The sequence below is a fragment of the Allobosea sp. 05T422_2 genome (genome assembly GCF_056396265.1).
Window position 1 is genome coordinate 32,170 of sequence record NZ_JBFTLD010000004.1, and the last position, 19,477, is coordinate 51,646.

General features: G+C 64.6%; 17 protein-coding genes and 3 pseudogenes. 9 read left to right on the forward strand and 11 right to left on the reverse strand.

Annotated elements, in window-relative coordinates; genetic code table 11:
- Positions 1-8: 8 nt before the first annotated feature.
- Positions 9-1,061 carry a LacI family DNA-binding transcriptional regulator gene (locus AC1DJT_RS01560; RefSeq protein WP_441508103.1) on the reverse strand — a complete coding sequence of 351 codons (1,053 nt, stop codon included), beginning with the start codon at positions 1,059-1,061 and terminating at the stop codon, positions 9-11.
- 170 nt (positions 1,062-1,231) lie between these two features.
- Here AC1DJT_RS01560 and AC1DJT_RS01565 point away from each other — a divergent pair, with 170 nt between their 5' ends.
- Together AC1DJT_RS01565 and AC1DJT_RS01570 are read left to right on the forward strand one after the other, a co-directional pair.
- Positions 1,232-2,395: a dihydrodipicolinate synthase family protein gene (locus AC1DJT_RS01565; protein ID WP_476833396.1), complete on the forward strand. Its 1,164-nt coding sequence runs from the start codon at positions 1,232-1,234 to the stop codon at positions 2,393-2,395.
- Positions 2,396-2,410: 15 nt separating this feature from the next.
- Entirely contained in the window at positions 2,411-3,565 is a 1,155-nt protein-coding gene (locus AC1DJT_RS01570; RefSeq protein ID WP_476769199.1) for an acyl-CoA dehydrogenase family protein, read from the forward strand.
- 252 nt (positions 3,566-3,817) lie between these two features.
- Here the strand turns inward: AC1DJT_RS01570 and AC1DJT_RS01575 are convergent, their stop codons facing one another.
- A complete protein-coding gene (locus tag AC1DJT_RS01575) occupies positions 3,818-5,026 on the reverse strand; it encodes an extracellular solute-binding protein (RefSeq protein WP_476833397.1) in 1,209 nt (402 codons plus the stop codon).
- A gap of 329 nt (positions 5,027-5,355) precedes the next feature.
- Between AC1DJT_RS01575 and AC1DJT_RS01580 the strand changes: the two genes are divergently transcribed.
- On the forward strand, positions 5,356-6,495 hold the full coding sequence (locus AC1DJT_RS01580) for an AGE family epimerase/isomerase (protein WP_476833398.1): 1,140 nt from the start codon (positions 5,356-5,358) through the stop codon (positions 6,493-6,495).
- Between the two features lie 548 nt (positions 6,496-7,043).
- Here AC1DJT_RS01580 and AC1DJT_RS01585 read toward each other — a convergent pair.
- The 4 genes and pseudogenes from AC1DJT_RS01585 to AC1DJT_RS01600 all read right to left on the reverse strand — a co-directional run.
- Positions 7,044-7,318: pseudogene (locus AC1DJT_RS01585) on the reverse strand (transposase); the annotation flags it as partial.
- Positions 7,319-7,405: 87 nt separating this feature from the next.
- Positions 7,406-7,765, reverse strand: coding sequence for a DUF7957 family protein (locus tag AC1DJT_RS01590; protein WP_441492603.1), 360 nt, complete (start codon positions 7,763-7,765; stop codon positions 7,406-7,408).
- A 47-nt stretch (positions 7,766-7,812) separates the two neighbouring features.
- Positions 7,813-7,971 (reverse strand): annotated as a pseudogene (locus AC1DJT_RS01595) (IS6 family transposase); the annotation flags it as partial.
- 162 nt (positions 7,972-8,133) lie between these two features.
- Positions 8,134-8,543: pseudogene (locus AC1DJT_RS01600) on the reverse strand (universal stress protein).
- A gap of 406 nt (positions 8,544-8,949) precedes the next feature.
- Here AC1DJT_RS01600 and AC1DJT_RS01605 point away from each other — a divergent pair.
- From AC1DJT_RS01605 to AC1DJT_RS01625, 5 genes are all read left to right on the forward strand, one after another.
- Positions 8,950-9,183 (forward strand): DUF2336 domain-containing protein, encoded by a 234-nt coding sequence (locus tag AC1DJT_RS01605; RefSeq protein WP_441504858.1) that lies wholly within the window; start codon positions 8,950-8,952, stop codon positions 9,181-9,183.
- Positions 9,184-9,253: 70 nt separating this feature from the next.
- Positions 9,254-9,637: a hypothetical protein gene (locus tag AC1DJT_RS01610; RefSeq protein WP_441504761.1), complete on the forward strand. Its 384-nt coding sequence runs from the start codon at positions 9,254-9,256 to the stop codon at positions 9,635-9,637.
- Positions 9,638-9,670: 33 nt separating this feature from the next.
- Complete coding sequence (locus AC1DJT_RS01615) at positions 9,671-11,023, forward strand: PepSY-associated TM helix domain-containing protein (RefSeq protein WP_441504762.1); 1,353 nt, start codon at positions 9,671-9,673, stop codon at positions 11,021-11,023.
- 191 nt (positions 11,024-11,214) lie between these two features.
- Positions 11,215-12,207 (forward strand): DUF2336 domain-containing protein, encoded by a 993-nt coding sequence (locus tag AC1DJT_RS01620; protein ID WP_441488715.1) that lies wholly within the window; start codon positions 11,215-11,217, stop codon positions 12,205-12,207.
- Positions 12,208-12,411: 204 nt separating this feature from the next.
- Positions 12,412-13,017 carry an outer membrane protein gene (locus AC1DJT_RS01625; RefSeq protein ID WP_441504763.1) on the forward strand — a complete coding sequence of 202 codons (606 nt, stop codon included), beginning with the start codon at positions 12,412-12,414 and terminating at the stop codon, positions 13,015-13,017.
- 257 nt (positions 13,018-13,274) lie between these two features.
- Here AC1DJT_RS01625 and parC read toward each other — a convergent pair whose 3' ends face one another.
- The 3 genes from parC to AC1DJT_RS01640 all read right to left on the reverse strand — a co-directional run bounded on the left by parC (position 13,275) and on the right by AC1DJT_RS01640 (position 16,856).
- Positions 13,275-15,521, reverse strand: coding sequence for a DNA topoisomerase IV subunit A (gene parC / locus AC1DJT_RS01630; protein WP_441504764.1), 2,247 nt, complete (start codon positions 15,519-15,521; stop codon positions 13,275-13,277).
- 122 nt (positions 15,522-15,643) lie between these two features.
- Positions 15,644-16,372 (reverse strand): DNA repair protein RecO, encoded by a 729-nt coding sequence (recO, locus tag AC1DJT_RS01635; protein ID WP_441488718.1) that lies wholly within the window; start codon positions 16,370-16,372, stop codon positions 15,644-15,646.
- Positions 16,373-16,475: 103 nt separating this feature from the next.
- Complete coding sequence (locus tag AC1DJT_RS01640) at positions 16,476-16,856, reverse strand: tautomerase family protein (RefSeq protein WP_476833399.1); 381 nt, start codon at positions 16,854-16,856, stop codon at positions 16,476-16,478.
- 116 nt (positions 16,857-16,972) lie between these two features.
- Between AC1DJT_RS01640 and AC1DJT_RS01645 the strand changes: the two genes are divergently transcribed.
- Positions 16,973-17,872, forward strand: coding sequence for a LysR family transcriptional regulator (locus tag AC1DJT_RS01645; RefSeq protein WP_441504766.1), 900 nt, complete (start codon positions 16,973-16,975; stop codon positions 17,870-17,872).
- Here AC1DJT_RS01645 and era read toward each other — a convergent pair.
- The gene (gene era, locus AC1DJT_RS01650) at positions 17,836-18,747 is read right to left on the reverse strand and encodes a GTPase Era (RefSeq protein WP_441504767.1); all 912 of its coding nucleotides are present in this window, start codon (positions 18,745-18,747) and stop codon (positions 17,836-17,838) included. The genes AC1DJT_RS01645 and era overlap by 37 nt on opposite strands.
- Entirely contained in the window at positions 18,740-19,471 is a 732-nt protein-coding gene (gene rnc / locus AC1DJT_RS01655; protein WP_476833400.1) for a ribonuclease III, read from the reverse strand. Before rnc ends, era begins: the two co-directional genes overlap by 8 nt.
- Positions 19,472-19,477: the final 6 nt, after the last annotated feature.

A 19,477-nucleotide genomic window follows, 5' to 3' on the forward strand; every position in this document is an offset into this window, starting at 1 on the left:
GTGAATTGTCAGCCGGCGGCGGCCAGTGCGCGCTGATAGGCGCCACAGGATTCTCGGATGACGAGGTTGGCGGGGCCTATGTAGCTCTCCGATTCCGCGGCTGAATCGGCGATCTGCTTCAGCAGCAGCGCGGCGGCGCGCTCGCCGAGCCCGACGGGATCAACAGCGACGGTGGTCAGTGCTGGCGAGACATGACGCGCCTCGCTGGTGTCGTCGAAACCGACGATCGCGATGTCGCGCCCGACAACGAGACCGTGCCGCGCCGCGGCGAGCATCGCGCCGATTGCGACGACATCGTTGTAGCAGACCACCGCTGTAGGCCGATCATTTAGCGATAGTACAGCGCTCATTGCACCGAAGCCCCCGTCGCGTGTCGGCATACTTTCAAGGTTGAGGGTTGGATCAACTTTGCGGCCGGCCGCCTCCATAGCCGCGAGAAAGCCGCCGTGCCGCTCCTGTCGGACGACCATCGAATGCATGCCGCCGAGATAGGCGATGCGCTCATGGTCAAGATTGATGAGATGGCGGGTGATCCGGCTGGCCCCGGCGACGTTTTCCGGCACGACGTGGCTTACCTCGGCGCCCGGAAGGCGCCGGATCGCCACCACGAGCGCAGTATCGGCTGCTTTGACCCAATCGAGATGCTCAGACCGCGTGTCCAGCGCCGGACAAAGGATGATGCCGCCAGCACCATGCTCGCGCATCATCCGCATCACCTGGTCCTGACGCACCACGCTTTCGGCTGTGTTGGCCATGAAGGCGACATAACCTGCCATCTGCAGGACCTTTTCGACGCCAATCGCAAATTCGGCGAAGAATGGGTTCGAGAGGTCGTTGAGGACCAGGCCCACGATGCGGGATTGCGCATTTCGGAGGTTGGCAGCGCCGCGGTTGTAGACATAGCCCAGCTGGTCCATCGTCTGCAGAACCTGCTGCCGAGTCTCGCGCTTGACGGTGCCGCGCCCGGTCAGGACGAGCGAGACCGTCGATTTCGAGACGCCGGCGGCGTCCGCGATCTCGATGATCGTCACCTTTCGCTTGCCGCTTTTCGACTTCGGCATCGTTTCATCCCTGAACCGTCTGCGTCACTTCTTATTATGGAACGTTCCATTATCATACTTGCGCGAGTGAGGCAATCACCCTCTTTCAAATGATTTTATGCACCTATATAAGGTTATTGAGGCGTTCATGAAATAGAACGTTCCACTAAACTGCACTTCCGGAGGAAGCGATGGCTGAAATTTCCCTGCCCCGTGCGGACGGCAGCAGCGAGCGCTACCCGTTGGCGGCACCCTCCCCTTATCCCCGCACCGCTTCCGCAAACGGGGTTCGCACCGTCTATGCGGCAGCCCATGTCGTGGCCGACCCGCTGAAGCTGCAGGAGCCCTGGCGCGTCGCGGCGGTGGACTGGGACGCCACTCTGGCTTTCCGCCACCATCTTTGGGGCCTCGGCTTCAAGGTTGCGGRGGCGATGGACACATCCCAGCGCGGCATGGGGCTGGATTGGCCGAATGCGGCTGAGCTGATCACCTGCGTTCTCGCTGAAGCCAAGGCGACGCCCGGCGCCGATCTCGCCTGCGGCGCCGGCACCGACCAACTGGATCCGCACGCGGCGCGCAGCCTCGACGACGTGTTACGCGCCTATGAGGAACAGATCGGCCATGTCGAGAAGCACGGTGGCAAGATCATCCTGATGGCGAGCCGCGCGCTCTGCCGCGTCGCGAAAAGCCCAGACGATTACCACGCGGTCTACAGCCGTCTGATCGGCCAGTGCCGCGGCAAGGTGATCCTGCACTGGCTCGGCGAGATGTTCGACCCCGCGCTCGAAGGCTACTGGGGCAGCCGCGACTTCCGGCAATCCATGGAGACGGTGCTAACCTTGATCCGCGAGCACGCGGCCAAGATCGACGGCATCAAGGTCTCGCTGCTCGACGCCGGCAAGGAGATCGAGATGCGGCGCCTCCTGCCCGAAGGCGTCGTCATGTATACCGGCGACGACTTCAATTATGCCGAGCTGATCGCCGGCGATGAGCAGGGCTTCTCGCACGGGCTGCTTGGCATCTTCGATCCGATTGCGCCGGCTGCGGCAGCCGCCTTCGCCAGGTTGGAAGCTGGTGACAGAGCCGGCTTCCACGCTATCCTCGACCCGACAGTCGCGCTCTCTCGCCGGCTCTTCGAGGCCCCGACACAGCATTACAAATGCGGGGTGGTTTTCCTCGCCTGGCTGAATGGCTTCCAGAAACATTTTCGGATGGTCGGCGGCGCCGAATCCGCCCGCGGCATCCTGCACTATGCGGATCTCTTCCGCCTCGCCGACCAGTCCGGGCTCTTCGTCGAGCCGGAGCTTGCCGCACGCCGCATGGAGCATCTGTGCGCCCTTAACGGCGTCGCCTGAGGAAAGGGCCGTACCATGCACGCTCCATTGCTTGACACCGAGATCTACGAACAAATTCGCGAAACCGCCCGGCGCTTCGCGGAAGATGTCGTCAGGCCCGCCGCTGCCGATCTTGACCGTGACGAAACCTTTCCGGCCGAGATCTACCGCCTGATGGGCGAGATCGGCCTGTTCGGTATCACCGTGTCGGAAGAGCATGGCGGCTCCGGCCTCGACACGTTCGCCTATACAATAGTGATGGAGGAGTTGTCGCGCGGTTATGCCTCGATCGCTGACCAGTGCGGCGTCGTCGAGCTGATCGGCACTCTGCTCACCCGCTACGGCACGCCCGAGCAGGTGAAGCTCCTGCCGGACATCATTTCCGCGAAGACCCGCATCGCTTACTGCCTGACCGAGGCGGAGGCCGGCTCCGACCTCTCTAATGTCCGCACCACCGCACGCGAGACCGCCGCCGGCTACGTCATCGATGGCAACAAGCTATGGATCCACAACGCGCCGGTCGCAGATCTCGGCTTCGTCCTAGCCTCGACCGACCCTGCCGCGGGCCATCGCGGCATGAGCATCTTCTTAGTCGAYCTCCATGCATCGGGTGTCTCGCGCGGGCCGAAGGAGCACAAGATGGGCCAGCGCGCCAGCCAGGTCGGCGCACTCAACTTCGACGGCGTCGTGGTGCCGCGCAAGGCGCTGCTCGGCCCGACGGGGCGCGGCTTCCACATCATGATGAGTGTACTGGAGAAGGGCCGCGTCGGCATCGCTGCGCTCGCGACCGGCATTGCGCAGGCCGGGCTGGAAGCGGCTCTGGGCTACGCGCGAGACCGCCGTCAGTTCGGCAAGCCGATCCTCGACAATCAGGGACTGCAATGGATGCTGGCGGACATGGCCAAAGACATAGCAGCCGCCCGTGCCCTGACAGAGAGAGCCGCATTGCTGATAGACCACGCCAGACCCGCGACCGCTGCCGCGTCAATCGCGAAGTGCTTTGCAAGCGATATGGCAGTGGCGCAGACGGCCAATGCCGTCCAGATTTTCGGGGGCGCCGGGTATATCCGCGGGTTTGAAGTTGAGCGGCTCTATCGCGACGCCAAAATTACCCAGATATACGAAGGTACTAACCAGATTCAACGAACTATTATCGCCAAGGAACTCATTAAGAACGGGGCCGCGGCTTAGCTCCTTGCCAACGACTTGCCGAGCTCACTTGGCATGATTGGCTGCAAATCGGCGGCCCCGAACAGAAATAGCATCTCAAGCCGGCGGCCRGCTACTCCGCTCCTGACCGCGGGAGCCGGGTAGCTGACCTTCGGCGACGCAATTACGGTCGGCGGACGACCCCAGGTCGCAGTGCTCTGGGTTAGGCCGCAAGCAGCAAGCAGAACGGCGGCCTGGTGGCGCGGAGGAAGGGCGCGCCACCGTCCTCCCTGCCTATTTCGTCCGTTTGGCGCCGATTTCCTCGTCCCAACGCCGAAACGCGAGGACCATCTTGTCCGGCGTCAGCGGCACCTCGATCGGGTTGTTGGCGATCAGGTCGGCGTATTCGGGGCGCCCGAATTCCTCGATCGCCTTCTGGCTCTCTGGCGGCGCCATCGAGAGCGGCACATCCTTCACGGCCGGCCCCGGATAGAAGTAGCCTTCATCATAGGTGAACGCCTGCTGCTGCGGCGTCAGTGCGAAGCTGATCAGGTCGAGCAAGACGGCGAGCTTCTCGCTCGAGACGCCTTTCGGGATGTACATATACTGGGCATCCGAGACCCAATGGAAGCCCTTGAGCGCCTGGATCTTCGCTTCCTTCGGCACGATACCGAGGACGCGCGGGTTGATGTCCCATCCGGTGGTGGAGATGATAATGTCGCGCGAGCCGTCGCCGAACTCTTTCATGGTCGCGGCAGTGCCCGTCGGATAGTACTCAATGCCGTTGCCGAGCTCCTTCAGATAGGTCCAGGTTTTGTCCCAGCCATTGGCCGGATCCTTCGGGTCCTTGTCGCCGAGCAGATAGGGCAGGCCCATGATAAAGGTGCGGCCCGGGCCAGAATTGGCCGGTCGAGCATAGAGAAAACGGTTCGGGTTCTGCTTGGTGTAGGCAAGCAGTTCGTCCGCCGTGGTCGGCACGGCCTTAACKCGTGCCGGCATGTACTCAAGCAGCGGACCGGAGGGATAGTAGACCATGCACATGCCCTGGCCGGAACCGAGGTTGTGCATGTCGAGCGCCGGCTTCATCAGAACTTTGGCTGGGTCGGGGAGTGAGGCGGCATGCTCGGGCAGCAACGTCACCCAAAGTTTCTGCTCAATACCCGCGGCGAGTGCGTCGAGGCCGCCGATGACAAGGTCTATATCGACGCGATTGGCCTCCTGCATCGCCTTGATCTTGCCGGGCAGTTCCGGCGMCGGTGCTTTGACGAAGGTCATGCGCGAGACGAGGTTGGGCTTGGCCGCGCGATAGTTCTCCAGCGGCTTCTGTAGCAGGGCGAGGGCGCCGCCGACATCGATGATGTTCAGCGCCACCGGCGACTTCGGCAGCGGCAGGCTCTGCGCCAACGCGCCCGTGGCACCGGTAGCGCCCAGCGTCAGCGAAGCCACGCTACCCTCGACAAATTGTCGGCGCGATGGGCCGGTTTTGTTGGTCTGGTCTGTCATTGGTTCCCCTCCCTGGCATTGCCACAACTTCACTCGATCAACTCGAGTGTAGGTTCCCGCACCACGAGACCGGGCACGAAGATTAGACTCCTTGGACCGGGGCTTAAGCCCTCACTTCTGGCAACAATACCTGCTGAAGCGGTGGGCCGCATCAGGTCGATGATGTCGGATTGGCCTGTCTTGAACTGGCGCGACAACGGAGCTGCGAATAGGGAAGTCTCTGATCGCTTGCTCCCGCTGTGTTGCGTCGCTAAGGCCATCAAAGGCGCTGGTAGAACGTTACACCATACCGGTTGGCAGACAATCTGATTTAAAGGTGGGGCAAACATATGGTCGGGGTATCGGCAGAAGAGCTTTCGGCCTGGCTTACTGGGAGCCTACTGCCGGCTTGGCTCGCGCGGGCCTATGATCCGGAGCGCCGAGGCTATGCCGAATGGGTTCAGCCTAATGGAAGCATCATTGAAAGTGAGCGGCGCACGACGCTGGTTACGGCGCGAACGCTATACGTCTTCAGCCATGCCCATCTTCTCGGCGTACCCGGGGCGCTCGAAGCGGCGCGCCATGGCCTGTCCTTCCTGCTTAGTGCCTGCCGGGACAGCGATGGCCGGTTCATACATGCCTGCACGACCCAAGGTGAGATCATTGACGGCAAATCCGATTTGTACGATCTCGCCTTCGTCATCTTCGCGCTCGCCTGGTGCGCTCGTGCAATCGGAGAATCCGAACCGCTCGACCAAGGGGAAGCGGTGATGCGTTTTATCGAGACAGCCCTAGTCTCACCTTCCGGCGGCTTTCGCGAGGATACGCTCGGAACCCTGCCGCGCCGCCAAAACCCGCATATGCACCTGCTCGAAGCCTGCCACGCCATGGCGCAATCGTCCGGCGAAAAGCGCTGGCTTGAGCGCGCCGAGAGGATCGTGTGCCTGATGCAAGGGCGCTTCGCCGCGGACGGAACGCTCGGCGAGTTCTTCGACGACGAGTGGAAGCCCTTTGCCGGCGAGCAGKGTCGGATTCGCGAGCCCGGTCATCATTTCGAATGGACCTGGCTGCTCTATCACCACGAGCGCCTGACCGGTTCGGGCACTGCCCGGATGAGCGCACGGCAACTCTTCGCCTTCGGTGAGATGTTCGGCGCTGAAGCCGCCGGCAAGCCGGTGATCAACGAGGTCGATCAAAAAGGCGCGGTGCTCAACGGCGGGGCCCTGCTCTGGCCGCAGACTGAGTATCTCAAGGCGCTGGCGGCACGGCTCGAATTCGAGGATGACAACGACGCGACAAATCGGCTCAACGGCCATTTGCGCCTGATGTTCGAACGCTTCGTCGACGCGGATACCGGACTGTGGAGCAATCAGATCGATCGCCAAGGCTGGAGGGTGGCCGAGCCGATCCCGGTACGCGTACTCTACCATTTAGTGCTCGCAGTTGCAGATGTCTGCAGGGTGAAGCAGTCGCACAGTGCGAAATCGTGACCACGCGCACTATGTGTCCACCGATGAGAGTCGGCCGGCCCGGGACCGGCACCAAGCCGAGTTTAAGAGTGTTGTATTCGCCGACGGCCCGCAAGCCGAAGAGTAGGCCGGATACATATGAGCGACTTCCACCAGCCGAGAACGCTCGGGCGCGGCCGAGGTGAACGCCAAATATGACGGTGACTTGCCGCTCTCATTTTACAGATTTGTCCTCGAAACCTCGACGGAGATCACTTAAGCGCCGGGAACGTGATCAACTTTGCTCTGGCTCACGCTGCCCGAGCCGATCCCCCTTGTGTGGCAACCAGAAGGGGCGCATCTGCCGCCCGCGAGTTTCGGCCCGGAAAATCGCATCCATCAGAAATGCGATAACCTGCGGACTGGGATCCGGCTGTTGACGCCACCCACGACCTGATCCTCGCCTATGTCCCGCGCAGCGTCTGCAGTGTTCCCGTGCTGCCCGATACGCAATGGGCGAAGACCTTGTACCTCACGCTTGAAGGCGTGATGTTGGCACTTATAGAGCTTGCTCCCCGGTATCGAGCGCGTTTGTCGAACGTCAGGTCGGCGACGGCGCGGCGCAGCCGGGCGCTCTCCGCCTCGAGTTCGTCCATCCGCTTCACCTGATCCCTCTTCAGGCCGCCGAATTCACGGCGCGAGCGATAGTAACTCACCTCCGTCACGCCGATCGAACGGATCGCGTCGGCGACGGACTGGCCCTGCGAGACCAGCACATCGACCTGGCGCAGCTTCGCGACGATTCTTCAGGCTTATGGGCTTCTTCGCCATGGCGGGTACCGGCCAGGTCATCGTCGCGACCCATCACCGTCACTTGATTGATATCGCCCACCGGACGTGTTCCGAGGTCACCGTGCATGAGCTCCCGGCCTAACTTCGGGCTCCTCACCGCTTACTTCACGAAGTCTCTTCGGATCTCGCCGCCCGTCGCGGGATCAATCACCAGGCAATAGCCGCTCAGGCTGAGCGCCAGAATTCCGGCCTCACTTAGGCTGGTCTCGACAAACGTATCAGGCATGCTCGGTAAAGCTGCCCGCCACAACGCTCGGCCGGTTTTACCTATACAGAGCAAGTTCTCGAAGAGATTCGCCTTGCTGGAATCGGGCTCTATCAGAATGATGCATCGTTCGAGGCCGATGGGTATCGCCGACTTAATTGGGGCACCTCGATACAAGCCTTTCACCGCCAAGGATCCATCGCCGTTCCTTATGACGATGAAATTACCATTCGCTGTGAAAACGATCTCACCCATTGACTGCCACTCACGTCGCGACTGCGCCTCGATCGCGAGTATAACGCCCAGCGCCGCACCGTCTCATAGGAGACGACAATGCCACGCTCCAACGACATCTCTTCCGCCAGGCGAAGACTCAGGGGAAAGCAAAAATACAGCCACACCGCACGGACAATGATCGCTGGTGGAAACCGATGGCGCTTGTAGCTGCAGGGCGGACTCATGCCCGCGCTCTACACCGCTTACCGCCCCGCCGAAGTTAACGTGACAACGCCTCTGAGCACGTTGTACCCGCCTACTGAAACAGCGAGCTCAACGCTGCTGGCTCGCGGGATCAGAGACGCAGAGGAGGCACTGCGGATCGGAGCTATGGCAGGGAGGATCCACTACCGGATCACCAGTACAGGAATAGTCGTACTTGCCAACACCGCTGAAGTTTGGCTCCCGAGCACGACCTTCTGTACGCCACGCCGGCCGTGAGAGGACATCACGATGAGATCACAGCCCTTGAGCTTGGCAAATCGAACGATTGCCGCGGCTGGGGAAACATCGATCTCCTGTTCCAGATCTACCGAGACGCCGTGTTCGGACGCGCGTTGCTCAATGGAGGTAATGCGYTCCTTCATKAAMGCATCAATCTGCWGGCGGGCTGCRYGCGMSATCTCCGGSCGCAGRGGYTCYGAAACGGTCAGCACGTGACTTTMGCCCCGAGCGGTTTGGCGAGCGCCAAGCCATGTTCRAGACCCTTGCGRGCRAGTTCGGAGTCGTCTGTRGCGATCAGAATGTGTTTGTACATTTGCCCTCTCCGGYAGGRATTGCGCYGGCATMCTGGATGACATTGATCGGTAGGCAAGCGCTTCCCGACTGAACCATTGAGCGAGCCAGCGCGCATACTGATCGTCGACAGCTGTCTCTGGCCAACGGCCGCTGGATAGCGGGGTCCCGGGCCGGCATGCATCCGCAGCATGCCGCACCGTCGGTCGCACCGAAGAAAATTCTTCGTTATCCGGAAAAATCCGCGACGGACCTAAGACTTGAGCCCTTGAAGGCGCATTAGGCGAGATCGCGCTGCGTTCGCTGCCGCATCTCGAGGACGGGGCGCGCAAGGCCTATGCCGGCCATGCCGCCGCAGTGCCGAGCCTGCTGCATGAGGTCGCGGTCACGCTTGCCGGCGATGCCGATTCCGAGGTCGCGGGCCTCGGATTGAAGCTCCCCCGGGGCTGACCGATACCGACCTCGCTGCGATCGCGGTGAGCCCGTCGCATCATCATCTCGCGGCGATTGCCGAGCACGCCCGTCTCTCGGAAAGCGTCACCGACATTCTCGTCCAGCGCGGCGACCGCACGGTGCTGCACACGAACAGCGCCCATGAAGGCGCGCATTGCTCCGCCAAACGCTTCGAACCGCTCGGCCCCGCCTGCCTGCCGGCGGCGTGACCACGGGGCGCAGGCGCTTCATTCCCTTGGGTTATTGACCGCCGGCCTGCCGCGCCGTAGCGCTGCAGGCATGGGCGCGACGGCGACAGGGGCGAGATGGGGGCGCGGCATCGTTGCCGTGCTCTGCGCCTATGCGCTGATCCTCAACGCGGTCCTGATGTCGATCGGCGCGGGGTTCTCGGCCGCTCCCTCGCCCTTTCCGCGACATGTCCTTTGTGCTCCCGGCGGATCGTCCGAACCGACGGAACCGGCGAGCCCGGAGCAATCCAAGACCTGCTGCGCGCTCGGTTGCCTTGCAGGTAGCAGCGGCGCCCCTCCTGTCGCTGCCGCGGCGCTGCCGCTCCGCCGCAGCATCAGTGTCGCGAGAGGCTTCACCTGTCCGCCCGCACCGCGCGTCGCGAGCGGCCGCAGCCTCTACCCGCTTGGAGCGCGCGCCCCGCCTGCCCTGGCCTGAAACCAGACTTCCCCTTCAGGACAGGACACTCTCATGACCATCGTTTCATCGACGCAGGCAGCGCCTGCGCGCGCGGATACACGCGCCGCCTCCCTCTACCGCGCCGTCTGGCGCTGGCATTTCTATGCCGGGCTGTTGACGCTGCCCTTCCTCATCCTGCTCGCGGTCACCGGCGGGCTCTATCTCTTCCGGACCGAGATCGACGGGCTGGTTCATCGCGATCTCAAGCGGGTGGAGACCCGATCGACCGCCCCGGCCCCTGCGACAACACTGGTCGCCAACGCGCTTGCAGCCTTTCCCGGCAAGGCCGTGAAATTCGTGCCCGCGGCAACAGCGTCATCGGCCGCGGAAGTCACCGTCCGGGATGCCACTGGTGCGCGCAAGGTCGTGCATGTCGACCCCTATGACGGGCGTGTGCTTGGAGAGATCCCCGACAAGGGCACGGTGATGTGGGTCGTGCGGCAGATCCACAGCCTCGCCTATTTCGGGCCCGTCGCGAATGGCGTGATCGAGATCGCCGGCGGCTGGTCGATCCTGCTGGTCGGGACCGGGCTCTATCTATGGTGGCCGCGCGGGCGCAAGGGCGGCGTGGTCTCGCTGCGTGGCGATGCCGGCAAGCGCGTCTTCTGGCGCGACCTGCATGCCGTCACCGGCGCCTTCGCCGGCGTCTTCATCGTCTTCCTGGCGATCACCGGCATGCCCTGGTCCGTGCTCTGGGGCGACCAGGTCAATCGCTGGGCGAACGGGCATAATTTCGGCTATCCGGCCGGCATCCGCGTCAACCTGCCCATGTCGGACGAGCATCTGCACCATGCCGGGCCGACCTCATGGTCGCTGGAACAGGCGCGCGTGCCGGAATCGATCGCGACGGCGGCAGCGCCGATCAGCCTCGACACGGCCGTGGCGAGGTTCGACGCGCTCGGCCTGGCGCGCGGCTACGCCATCAACCTGCCGGCCGGTCTCAACGGCGTCTTCACCGGTTCTGTCTACCCAAACGACCTGTCGCAGCAGCGCGTCATCCATCTCGACCAGTATAGCGGCGCGCCCCTGCTCGACATGTCCTTCGCGGATTACGGCCCGCTCGGGAAATGGCTGGAATGGGGCATCAACGTCCATATGGGTCAGGAATTCGGCCTGGCGAACCAGCTCTTCATGCTGGCCGTCTGCCTCGCGATCATCCTGCTTTCGGTCTCGGCCGGGGTGATGTGGTGGAAGCGACGTCCGGCCGGGTCGCTCGGCGTGCCGCCCCTCCCGCCCGAGCGCCGGACGCTCTACGGTGTCTTTGCCATCCTGGCGGTCGGCGGGCTGGTCTTTCCGCTCGTCGGCGCATCGCTGATCGTCATGCTGGTGGTCGACCGCTGCCTCTGGCCGAGGACCGCGCGATAGCGGCATCGCGGGCCGGCATGCATTCGCGGCGTGCCGGCCCGTTGAACACGCAGAAGAAAATCCTCGCTTCCCGCGAAAATCCGCGACGGATTTAAGACTAAATCAAACCGAACCGGCGCAGGTTGCGGATACTTGCCTGACGCGTATCTGGGGGGCCAATGCTGAGTTCTTTGACACGGATGCCCTCCGAGATGTCCTCGGAGGCACGCCGGCAGCTGCTCAATGCCGTCACGGACCTTTTTCTGCTCGACCAGGATCCGACCGAGCCCTCCAAGGCGCATTACGGCGAGATCGCACTGCGCTCGCTGCCGCATCTCGAGGACGAGGCCCGCAAGGCCTATGCCGGCCATGTCGCGGCGGTGCCGAGCCTGCCGCATGAGGTGGCGGTCACGCTTGCCGGCGACGCCGATTCCGAGGTCGCACGCCTCGTGCTGAAGCTCTCCCCGGTGCTGACCGACACCGACCTCGCTGCAATCGCGGTGAGCCAGTCGCAGCACCATCTCGCGGCGATTGCCGAACGCGCCCGCCTCTCGGAAAGCGTTACCGACATTCTCGTCCAGCGCGGCGACCGCACTGTGCTGCACACGGTCAGCGCCAATGAAGGCGCGCATTTCTCCGACAAGGGTTTTGACACGCTGCTGGAACGCGGCGGCAAGGATGCTGAGATCGGTGGCGCGCTGGCCAGGCGTTCCGACCTGACACCGAACCGGGCCAGCCGCGTCCTGGAGATCGTCGAGGGGCTCAGCGGCGGCTCCGGGCTGTGGTCCAAGCCCGCCGACGAGGCCGCGACGCTTGCCCGCCGTGCACGCCAGCAGCGGCTGGAGGTGAAGCTCCTGCTCGCCGATCTCGGCGCAGGCAAGCGCGAGCTCGACGAGATCGTGAGCATGCTGGCCGAGGAGGACCGGGCCTATCACCTTGCCGAGGTGATCGCGCAGGCCTCGGGCATCACCAACGAGCAGGCGCTTCGCGTCCTGCTGCAGCGCGATGTCAGCGGCATCGCCGTGACCTGCCGCTCGCTGAATCTCGGCATTGCGGCCTTCAAATCCGTTCTGGAACTGCGCTCGCGGCGGCTGCTCTTCGGCGCGCGCGATGCCGAGGGCGACCTGAAGAACTATGCCGGCCTCGACATCGCCACCGCCGAGCGGACGCTGCGTTTCCTCAAGCTGAAGACGAAGATCGGCTGAAGCATCGGCCCGAAAAGTGGATTGCGGTTTTCGGGGTAAAGCCGATGCAAAGATAGAAGGCTGGATCATCGGTTGGGATACGATATCCGGCCCGCCGATCCAGGGGCGGGCGGCCTGGGGGCCGCTTCCGCCACAAATCCGCGACATTCACGCGACCTTCTGCTAGGCTTACGCATAGGGGTTTGCCGAGAGGATGCCTTCGACGTGAGACTACCGATCCTTTCCGGCGCGCTCTGCGCGCTTGCGCTCAGCGCTGGGACCTCGCAGGCGCAGGCCTATCTGCCCTTCACGGGCTTTGCCGCCGTGCCGTCCTTCGCCTGGTCGGAGCCGACGCTGGCGCCCGGCGGTGTCAAGTGGGAAGGCTCCTATGCCCGCATCTCCACGGGCTTCCAGGTGACCAGCGCCAAGGGACTGGGCACGTCGGCCGGCCCGACGATCGGGCTCGAAGGCGGCAAGATGTGGCGCGATGGCGACTTCCTCTACGGCGTCATCGGCGCACTCGAATACGCCCCTGCGATCGGCGGCTACGGCACGCCGAGCTTCAACACGGCGGCTTGGACGCGCGATGTCGTCGGCGCCTTCCAGCTCAAGGCCGGCGTGTTCGCAACCGAGAACGTGCTGCTCTACACCAAGGTCGGGCTCGCTGCCGGCAACGAGACCTGGCGCTATGGCGCGACGCCCTTCAGTTCGCCGTTCAACCGCAGCGAGATCGCGGTCAGGCCGGAGGCCCGTGCCGGAGTCGAATGGGCGGTGACCAACAACCTKACGCTCGGCCTCGAGGTCGGCGTGGTCGGCCAGGCGATCAGATAGGTCCCTCCTCCCGGCGCCCTGGCCGGGACTGCCCGCCTGGCTGAGAGATTGATTCACAGACCTGAGAAACTGATTCAACGCCCTGCCGCGTTGATTCAAGGCGCCTGGTCAACAGGTTGATAAAACGTTACTTTTTACAGCCGTGAAACACGGACAAGAGCGCAGGCGAACGCTCGCCTTTGCATGGCCTCGTCTGCATTTGCCGCCGCAGCCAAACGGGCAGATGCCCGGGCATCAAGCCCGGGCAAGGCACAGCTTCAGCCGCCGAACTTGTTGTTCTTCGGAAAGCCCTTGGGCGGCAGGCGGCCCGATTCCGCACGGTGGCCGAGCCACTCGATCAGTTCGGCCGCCCCGACCGTCCAGGTCCGGTTCGAGGTGTCGAGCCAGGTCAGGCCCTCGGCCAGCTTGAAGGTCTTGGCATCGGAGACGCCGCCATCCTTGTAGCGCTGCAGGCGCACGCCCTTGCCACGCCCCATCTCCGCGACCTCGGAGAGCGGGAAGCAGAGCAGCTTGCGGTTCTCGCCGATGATCGCGACATGGTCGCCCTCGGCCGGAACGGCGAGCAGCGCCTTGACCGGTTCGGTGACGTTGAGCACCTGGCGGCCCTTGCGGGTATTGGCCACGACATCATCGCTGGGGGCGACGAAGCCGCGCCCATCCGTCGTCACCATCAGGAGCTTCAGCCCCGGCCGGTAGGGGAAGGCGGAGACGATGTCGGCCGTCTCCTCCAGCTCGATCATCAGGCGGATGGGATCGCCGAAACCGCGGCCGCCGGGCAGCTTGGAAGCCTCCAGCGTGAAGACCTTGCCGTTCGAGGCCAGCACCAGGAGCTTCGCCGTGGTCTCGGTGTGGAAGCCGAGCTGCAGCGCGTCATCGCCCTTGAAGGACAGCGTCGAGAGGTCCTGGACATGGCCCTTCAACGCCCTGATCCAGCCCTTCTTGGAGACGACGACCGTGATYGGCTCGCGCTCGACCATGGCCTGGGTCAGGTCGATATCGGTCGTCTCCGGCATATCGGCGAAGTCGGTGCGGCGCTTGCCGATCGCGGTTTCCGGGCCGAAGAGCTTCTTCACCTCGCGGATGTCCCAGGAGATGGTCTTCCACTGCGTCGCCTCGGAGGCGAGCAGCCCCTCGATCTGGCCCTTCTCGGTGGTCAACTCGTCGAGTTCGGTCTTGAGCTGCATCTCCTCGAGCTTGCGCAGGGCGCGCAGGCGCGTGTCGAGGATCGCATTGGCCTGGACCTCGCTGAGCTCGAAATAGCGCATCAGCTCGATCTTCGGCTCGTCCTCCTCGCGGATGATCTTGATGACACGGTCGAGGTCGAGATAGACGATCAGCAGGCCGCGCAGGATCTCGAGCCGCTTCTCGATCTGGCCGAGGCGGAAGCGCGAGCGGCGCAGCAGCACCTCGCGGCGATGGTCGAGCCAGGCGCGCAGGGCCTCGTTGAGGCCGAGCACCCGCGGCACCAGCCCGCCGGTCAGCACGTTCATGTTCATCGAAATGCGCGATTCGAGCTCAGTGAGCTTGAACAGCGATTCCATCATCAGATTGGCGTCGACGGCGCGGCTGCGCGGCTCGATGACGACGCGGATGTCCTCGGCCGACTCGTCGCGCAGATCCCCGACGAGCGGCAGCTTCCGGTCGTTCAGCAGCTCGGCGATCTTCTCGATCAGCCGACCCTTCGAGACCATGTAGGGAATCTCGGTGACGACAGCGAGCCAGGTGCCACGGCCCTGGTCCTCGACATGCCAGCGCGCCCGGGTGCGGAAGGCGCCGCGCCCGGTGCGATAGGTTTCGGCCATCGAGGCCCGGGTCTCGACGATGATGCCGCCGGTCGGGAAATCCGGCCCCGGCACGAAGGTCATGAGCTGCTCGGAGGAGGTCTCCGGATGCTGGATCAGATAGAGCGCGGCATCGCAGAGTTCGGCGGCGTTATGGGGCGGGATCGAGGTCGCCATGCCGACCGCGATGCCCTGCGAGCCATTGGCCAGCAGGTTGGGGAACGCCGCCGGCAGGACGATCGGCTCCTCGTCCTCGCCATTATAGGTCTCGCGGAAATCGACCGCGTCCTCCTCGATCCCGTCKAGCAGGAGGCGCGCGACCTCGGTCATGCGCGCTTCGGTATAGCGGTAGGCGGCGGCGTTATCGCCGTCGATATTGCCAAAGTTGCCCTGGCCGTCGACGAGCGGGTAACGCTGGGCGAAATCCTGGGCGAGGCGCACCAGCGCGTCATAGACCGACTGGTCGCCATGCGGGTGGAACTTACCGATGACGTCGCCKACGATGCGGGCGCATTTCTTGTGCACCTGGCCGGGGTCGAGGCGCAGCAGCCGCATCGCATGCAGGATACGGCGGTGGACGGGCTTCAGGCCGTCACGCGCATCCGGCAGGGCACGGTGCATGATGGTGGACAGCGCATAGGCGAGATAGCGCTCTTCGAGCGCCGATTTCAGATCGATGCGCTCGGTCTCGTCCTCCGGTGGCGGCTCGACCGGCTTTCCCATGTGTCACTCAACCTCGATCTACGTTGCAGCCGCCGGGAAACGCCGGCCGCGAATCACTTCCTATGACGATGCCGGCCCGATGCAAGCCGCGCAAAGCGTCATACCCGCAAACGCGCCAGAAATCAGTGAATTCGTGCGACCAGCTCCAGCAGCCGCGCGCGCTCCGGCGACTCGAGCAATCCGCGCGGCTCAAGCAGATGGCGGCGCAGGAAGAAGCCGGTCAGGGCGAAGCCCGCCGCGATATCGGCGGCCGAGGGTTGCCGCCCACCCTGCCCTTCGCTGAGGAAGCGCGGCAGCGCCAGCAGACGATCCTGATAGGGCTCGGCCACCTTGCGGCTGACCGCCTTGCCCGATTTCGGCGAGACATGGGTGAGGTCATCGGGCGAGCCGGTGACGGCGCAGCGCGTCAGATCCAGCCCGAAGCCGAGTTCGGCCAGCATGGCGACCTCGAACCGCACGACAAGGGCCGGCGCCAGGGTCAGCTCGTCGAGATGTTCGATCAGCACCGCCAGCCCCTCATGCAGGGCCGGATGCGGATCACGCTCCGGCAGCAGCCGCAGCAGGGCCGAGATCACCCCCAGCCCATAGAGGGCGACGGGCGCCGCCATCAGCCGCGCCGCATGCGAGGTGATGAGCTCGACCTTGTATTCGCCGAGATGCTCGTCGAGCCGAGCCCGCCAGGTCAGCGAGACCGCATTGCCGGGCTGCAGCACCGGCTGCGCCCGGGCCGAGCGCCCTCCGCGCACGAGCCCGAGATGGCGGCCATGCAGACGCGTCAGCACCTCCAGGATCACGGCATTCTCGCCGTGCTGCCGGACGCCGATGATGGTGCCGTCGTCGCTCCACTCCATGACAAGGAGTTAGGCGGCGCACCCGGCCGGGTCAATTTCCGCAGGCCTCCCCTCCCGACAGCGCGCGTCAGCGGCGCCGGTCCGGACTGGCAGGCAGCCAACCTCAGACATACTGCGCGATGCCGCCGCCGAAGGACCAGTTCTCGCGCGCGGTCTCGATCAGGTTGATGAAGACGTCGTCGGGCCTCAGTCCGGGCTCCCGGCGCAGGTTCTCGGCGATCTTGGCAAACAGCGCCTTCTTCTGGGTGACGCCGCGGCTGTTGTTGCAGGTGATCTGGATGATGAYGAGACCGGCCGTGCGCTCGAAGCCGAAATAGCGGGCGTTGAAGATGAACTCGTCGGGATCGTGCTGGTGGATCACCGCGAACAGATCGTCCTCCGGCACCTCGAAGGTCTCGCGCATCGCCCGATAGACGCCGTCGACGATGGCGGCAGGCTCGGAGGCGGGACGGCCGCGCCTCATGGAAATGCGGATCAGGGGCATGGTGGATCTCCGGTTCGCGCGAGGGCGTTCGCCTCGCTGTCCAGGGCAAGCTAGCGCTCTCCAAGCCATCGTTGTAGTGTATTATTGTAGATATCAATCATATGGATTCTTGATTTATGATCGTCGCCACCCTCGATATCGATGCGGTCGCCGCCTTTCTCTGTGCGGCCGATCTGCGCAGCTTCACGCGGGCCGCAGAGGCGCTGGGCACGACCCAGTCGCTGGTCAGCACCCGGGTCAAGCGGCTCGAGGAGGTTCTCGGCCGGGCTCTGCTCCAGCGCCACCCGCGTCTCGTCAGGCTCACCGCCGAAGGCGAGCGTTTCGTACCGGCGGCACGCGAGCTGCTCGCCGCGCATGAACGGGCGCGTGCGGCCTTCACCGAGTCACCGGAGCGCATCTCAGTCGGGATCAGCGAGCAGGCGGTCGGCGCCGATGCGCCGGCCTTGCTGGCGCGTCTGTTCGGCCATGACCCGACGCTGGTGATCAGCCTGCGGATCGAACGCTCGAGCCTGCTCGAGACGGCCTTCGAACGCGGCGAGCTCGATGTCGCCGTGATGCTGCGGATCGGACAGGGGCGAACGGGCGAGGTGCTGCGCCGCGACGCCTTTGGCTGGTTCGCCGCGCCAACGCTGACGCGCGATCCATCGCAGCCGCTGCCGCTCGTCAGCCTGATGACGGAATGCGCGCTCAGGCGTCACGCCATCGAGGCGCTGGGCCAGGGCGGGCTCAGCTGGCGGGAGGCTTTTGTCGGCGGAGGCATGGCCGCGGTGCTGGCCGCCGTGCAGGGCGGGCTCGGCGTCACGCCGCTCGCCGCACGCATCGCGCCTGCCGGCGCCGTCGATGTCGGCGCGGACTGGGGCCTGCCGGCGCTCGGCTCATCCGAGGTCGTGCTGCGCAGCAATGTCGCGACGCCGCGCGCCAACGCCTTCGTCAGGGAGCTGGCGGCGGCGTTTCGCGGGCCGGCTCAGCCCTTGTCGGCTCAGCCCTTGGGGAATTCCAGGCCCATCTCGCGATAGCGCTCCGGATCGTCGCTCCAGTTCTCGCGAACCTTGACGAAGAGGAAGAGATGGACCTTGGCCTCGGCCGCCTCGGCGATCTCGAGGCGGGCCTTCTGCCCAATCGCCTTGATGGTCTGGCCGCCCTCGCCAAGCACGATCTTCCGCTGGCCCTCGCGCTCGACATAGATCGTCTGCTCGATGCGCACCGAGCCATCGGGCCGCTGCTGCCATTGTTCGGTCTCGACGGTCGAGCGATAGGGCAATTCGTCGTGCAGGCGCTCGAAGATCTTCTCGCGCGTGATCTCGGCGGCGAGGAAGCGCAGCGGCGCATCCGAGATCTGGTCCTCCGGGTAGAGCCAGGGGCCGAGCGGCAGGCGCGTCTCGAGCCAGTCGAGAATGTCCTTGACGCCATAGCCGGTCAGCGCCGCGACCATGAAGGTGGTCTCGAACTTGCCTCGCTCGTTCAGCTGCGTCGTGATGGCGAGCAGCTTCTCCTTCTCGATCGTGTCGATCTTGTTGAGGACCAGGAACTTGGGCTGCTTCAGCTCGGCGAGCTTTTCGAGCAGCCTCGTGTTCTCCTCATTGTCGAAGCGCTCGACATCGATCAGCACGCCGATCAGGTCGGCATCGGTCGCGCCGCCCCAGGCGCTCGTCACCATGGCGCGGTCGAGCCGGCGCTTGGGTGCGAAGATGCCGGGCGTGTCGACGAAGATGACCTGCGCCGCGCCGGCGAGCGCGATGCCGCGCACCTGGGTCCGCGTCGTCTGCACCTTGCGCGAGACGATCGAGATCTTGGCGCCGACGAGCTTGTTCAGCAGCGTCGACTTGCCGGCATTGGGCGCGCCGATCAGCGCAACGAAGCCGCAGCGTGTGGGCTTGTCGGCCTCAGCCATTGTCATCTCCCATGGTTTCGTTCCAGAGCCCCTCGCGGCGCAGGAACGCCTCGGCAGCAGCTTGTTCGGCGAGGCGCTTGGAGCGCCCTTCGGCTTCGGCGTCGATCAATCCCGCGATCCGGGCCGCAACCCGGAAGAGCGGGGCATGGTCCGGGCCCRAGCGGCMGCGCTCGGTATAGGTCGGCGTCTGGTAGCCCTTGCCCTGCGCCCATTCCTGCAAGGCGGTCTTCGCATCGCGCAACGGGCGCACCGGCTTCAGCAGGCGCTCGCCAAAAGCGCGCTCGACCAGTCCTCTTGCTGCAGCATAACCGCCATCGATGAAGACCGCACCGATGATCGACTCGCAGGCATCGGCCAGGATCGCCTTGTTCTTGCGGGCGCCGCCCAGGATCTCGCCGTCGCCGAGCTTCAGGTAGCTGCCGAGATCCCAGCCCAGCGCGACTTCGGCGCAGGTCTCCTTGCGCACGAGATCGGCCAGGCGGCGCGACATGTCGCCCTCCTCGGCCTGCGGATAGCGCTCGAAGAGCATGTCGGCGACGCTCAATCCCAGGACGCGATCGCCCAGGAACTCGAGCCGCTGATAGCTGCCGAGCCGCGAGCTCTCGGCGCTCATATGGGTCAGGGCGGTTTCAAGCAGGGCGCGATTGGCGAAGACATGGCCAAGCTTCGCCTCGAGCCGAGCGAGGTCGGGCGTCTTACGCCCGCTGTCCCCCGGCTTCGTCACTTGCGG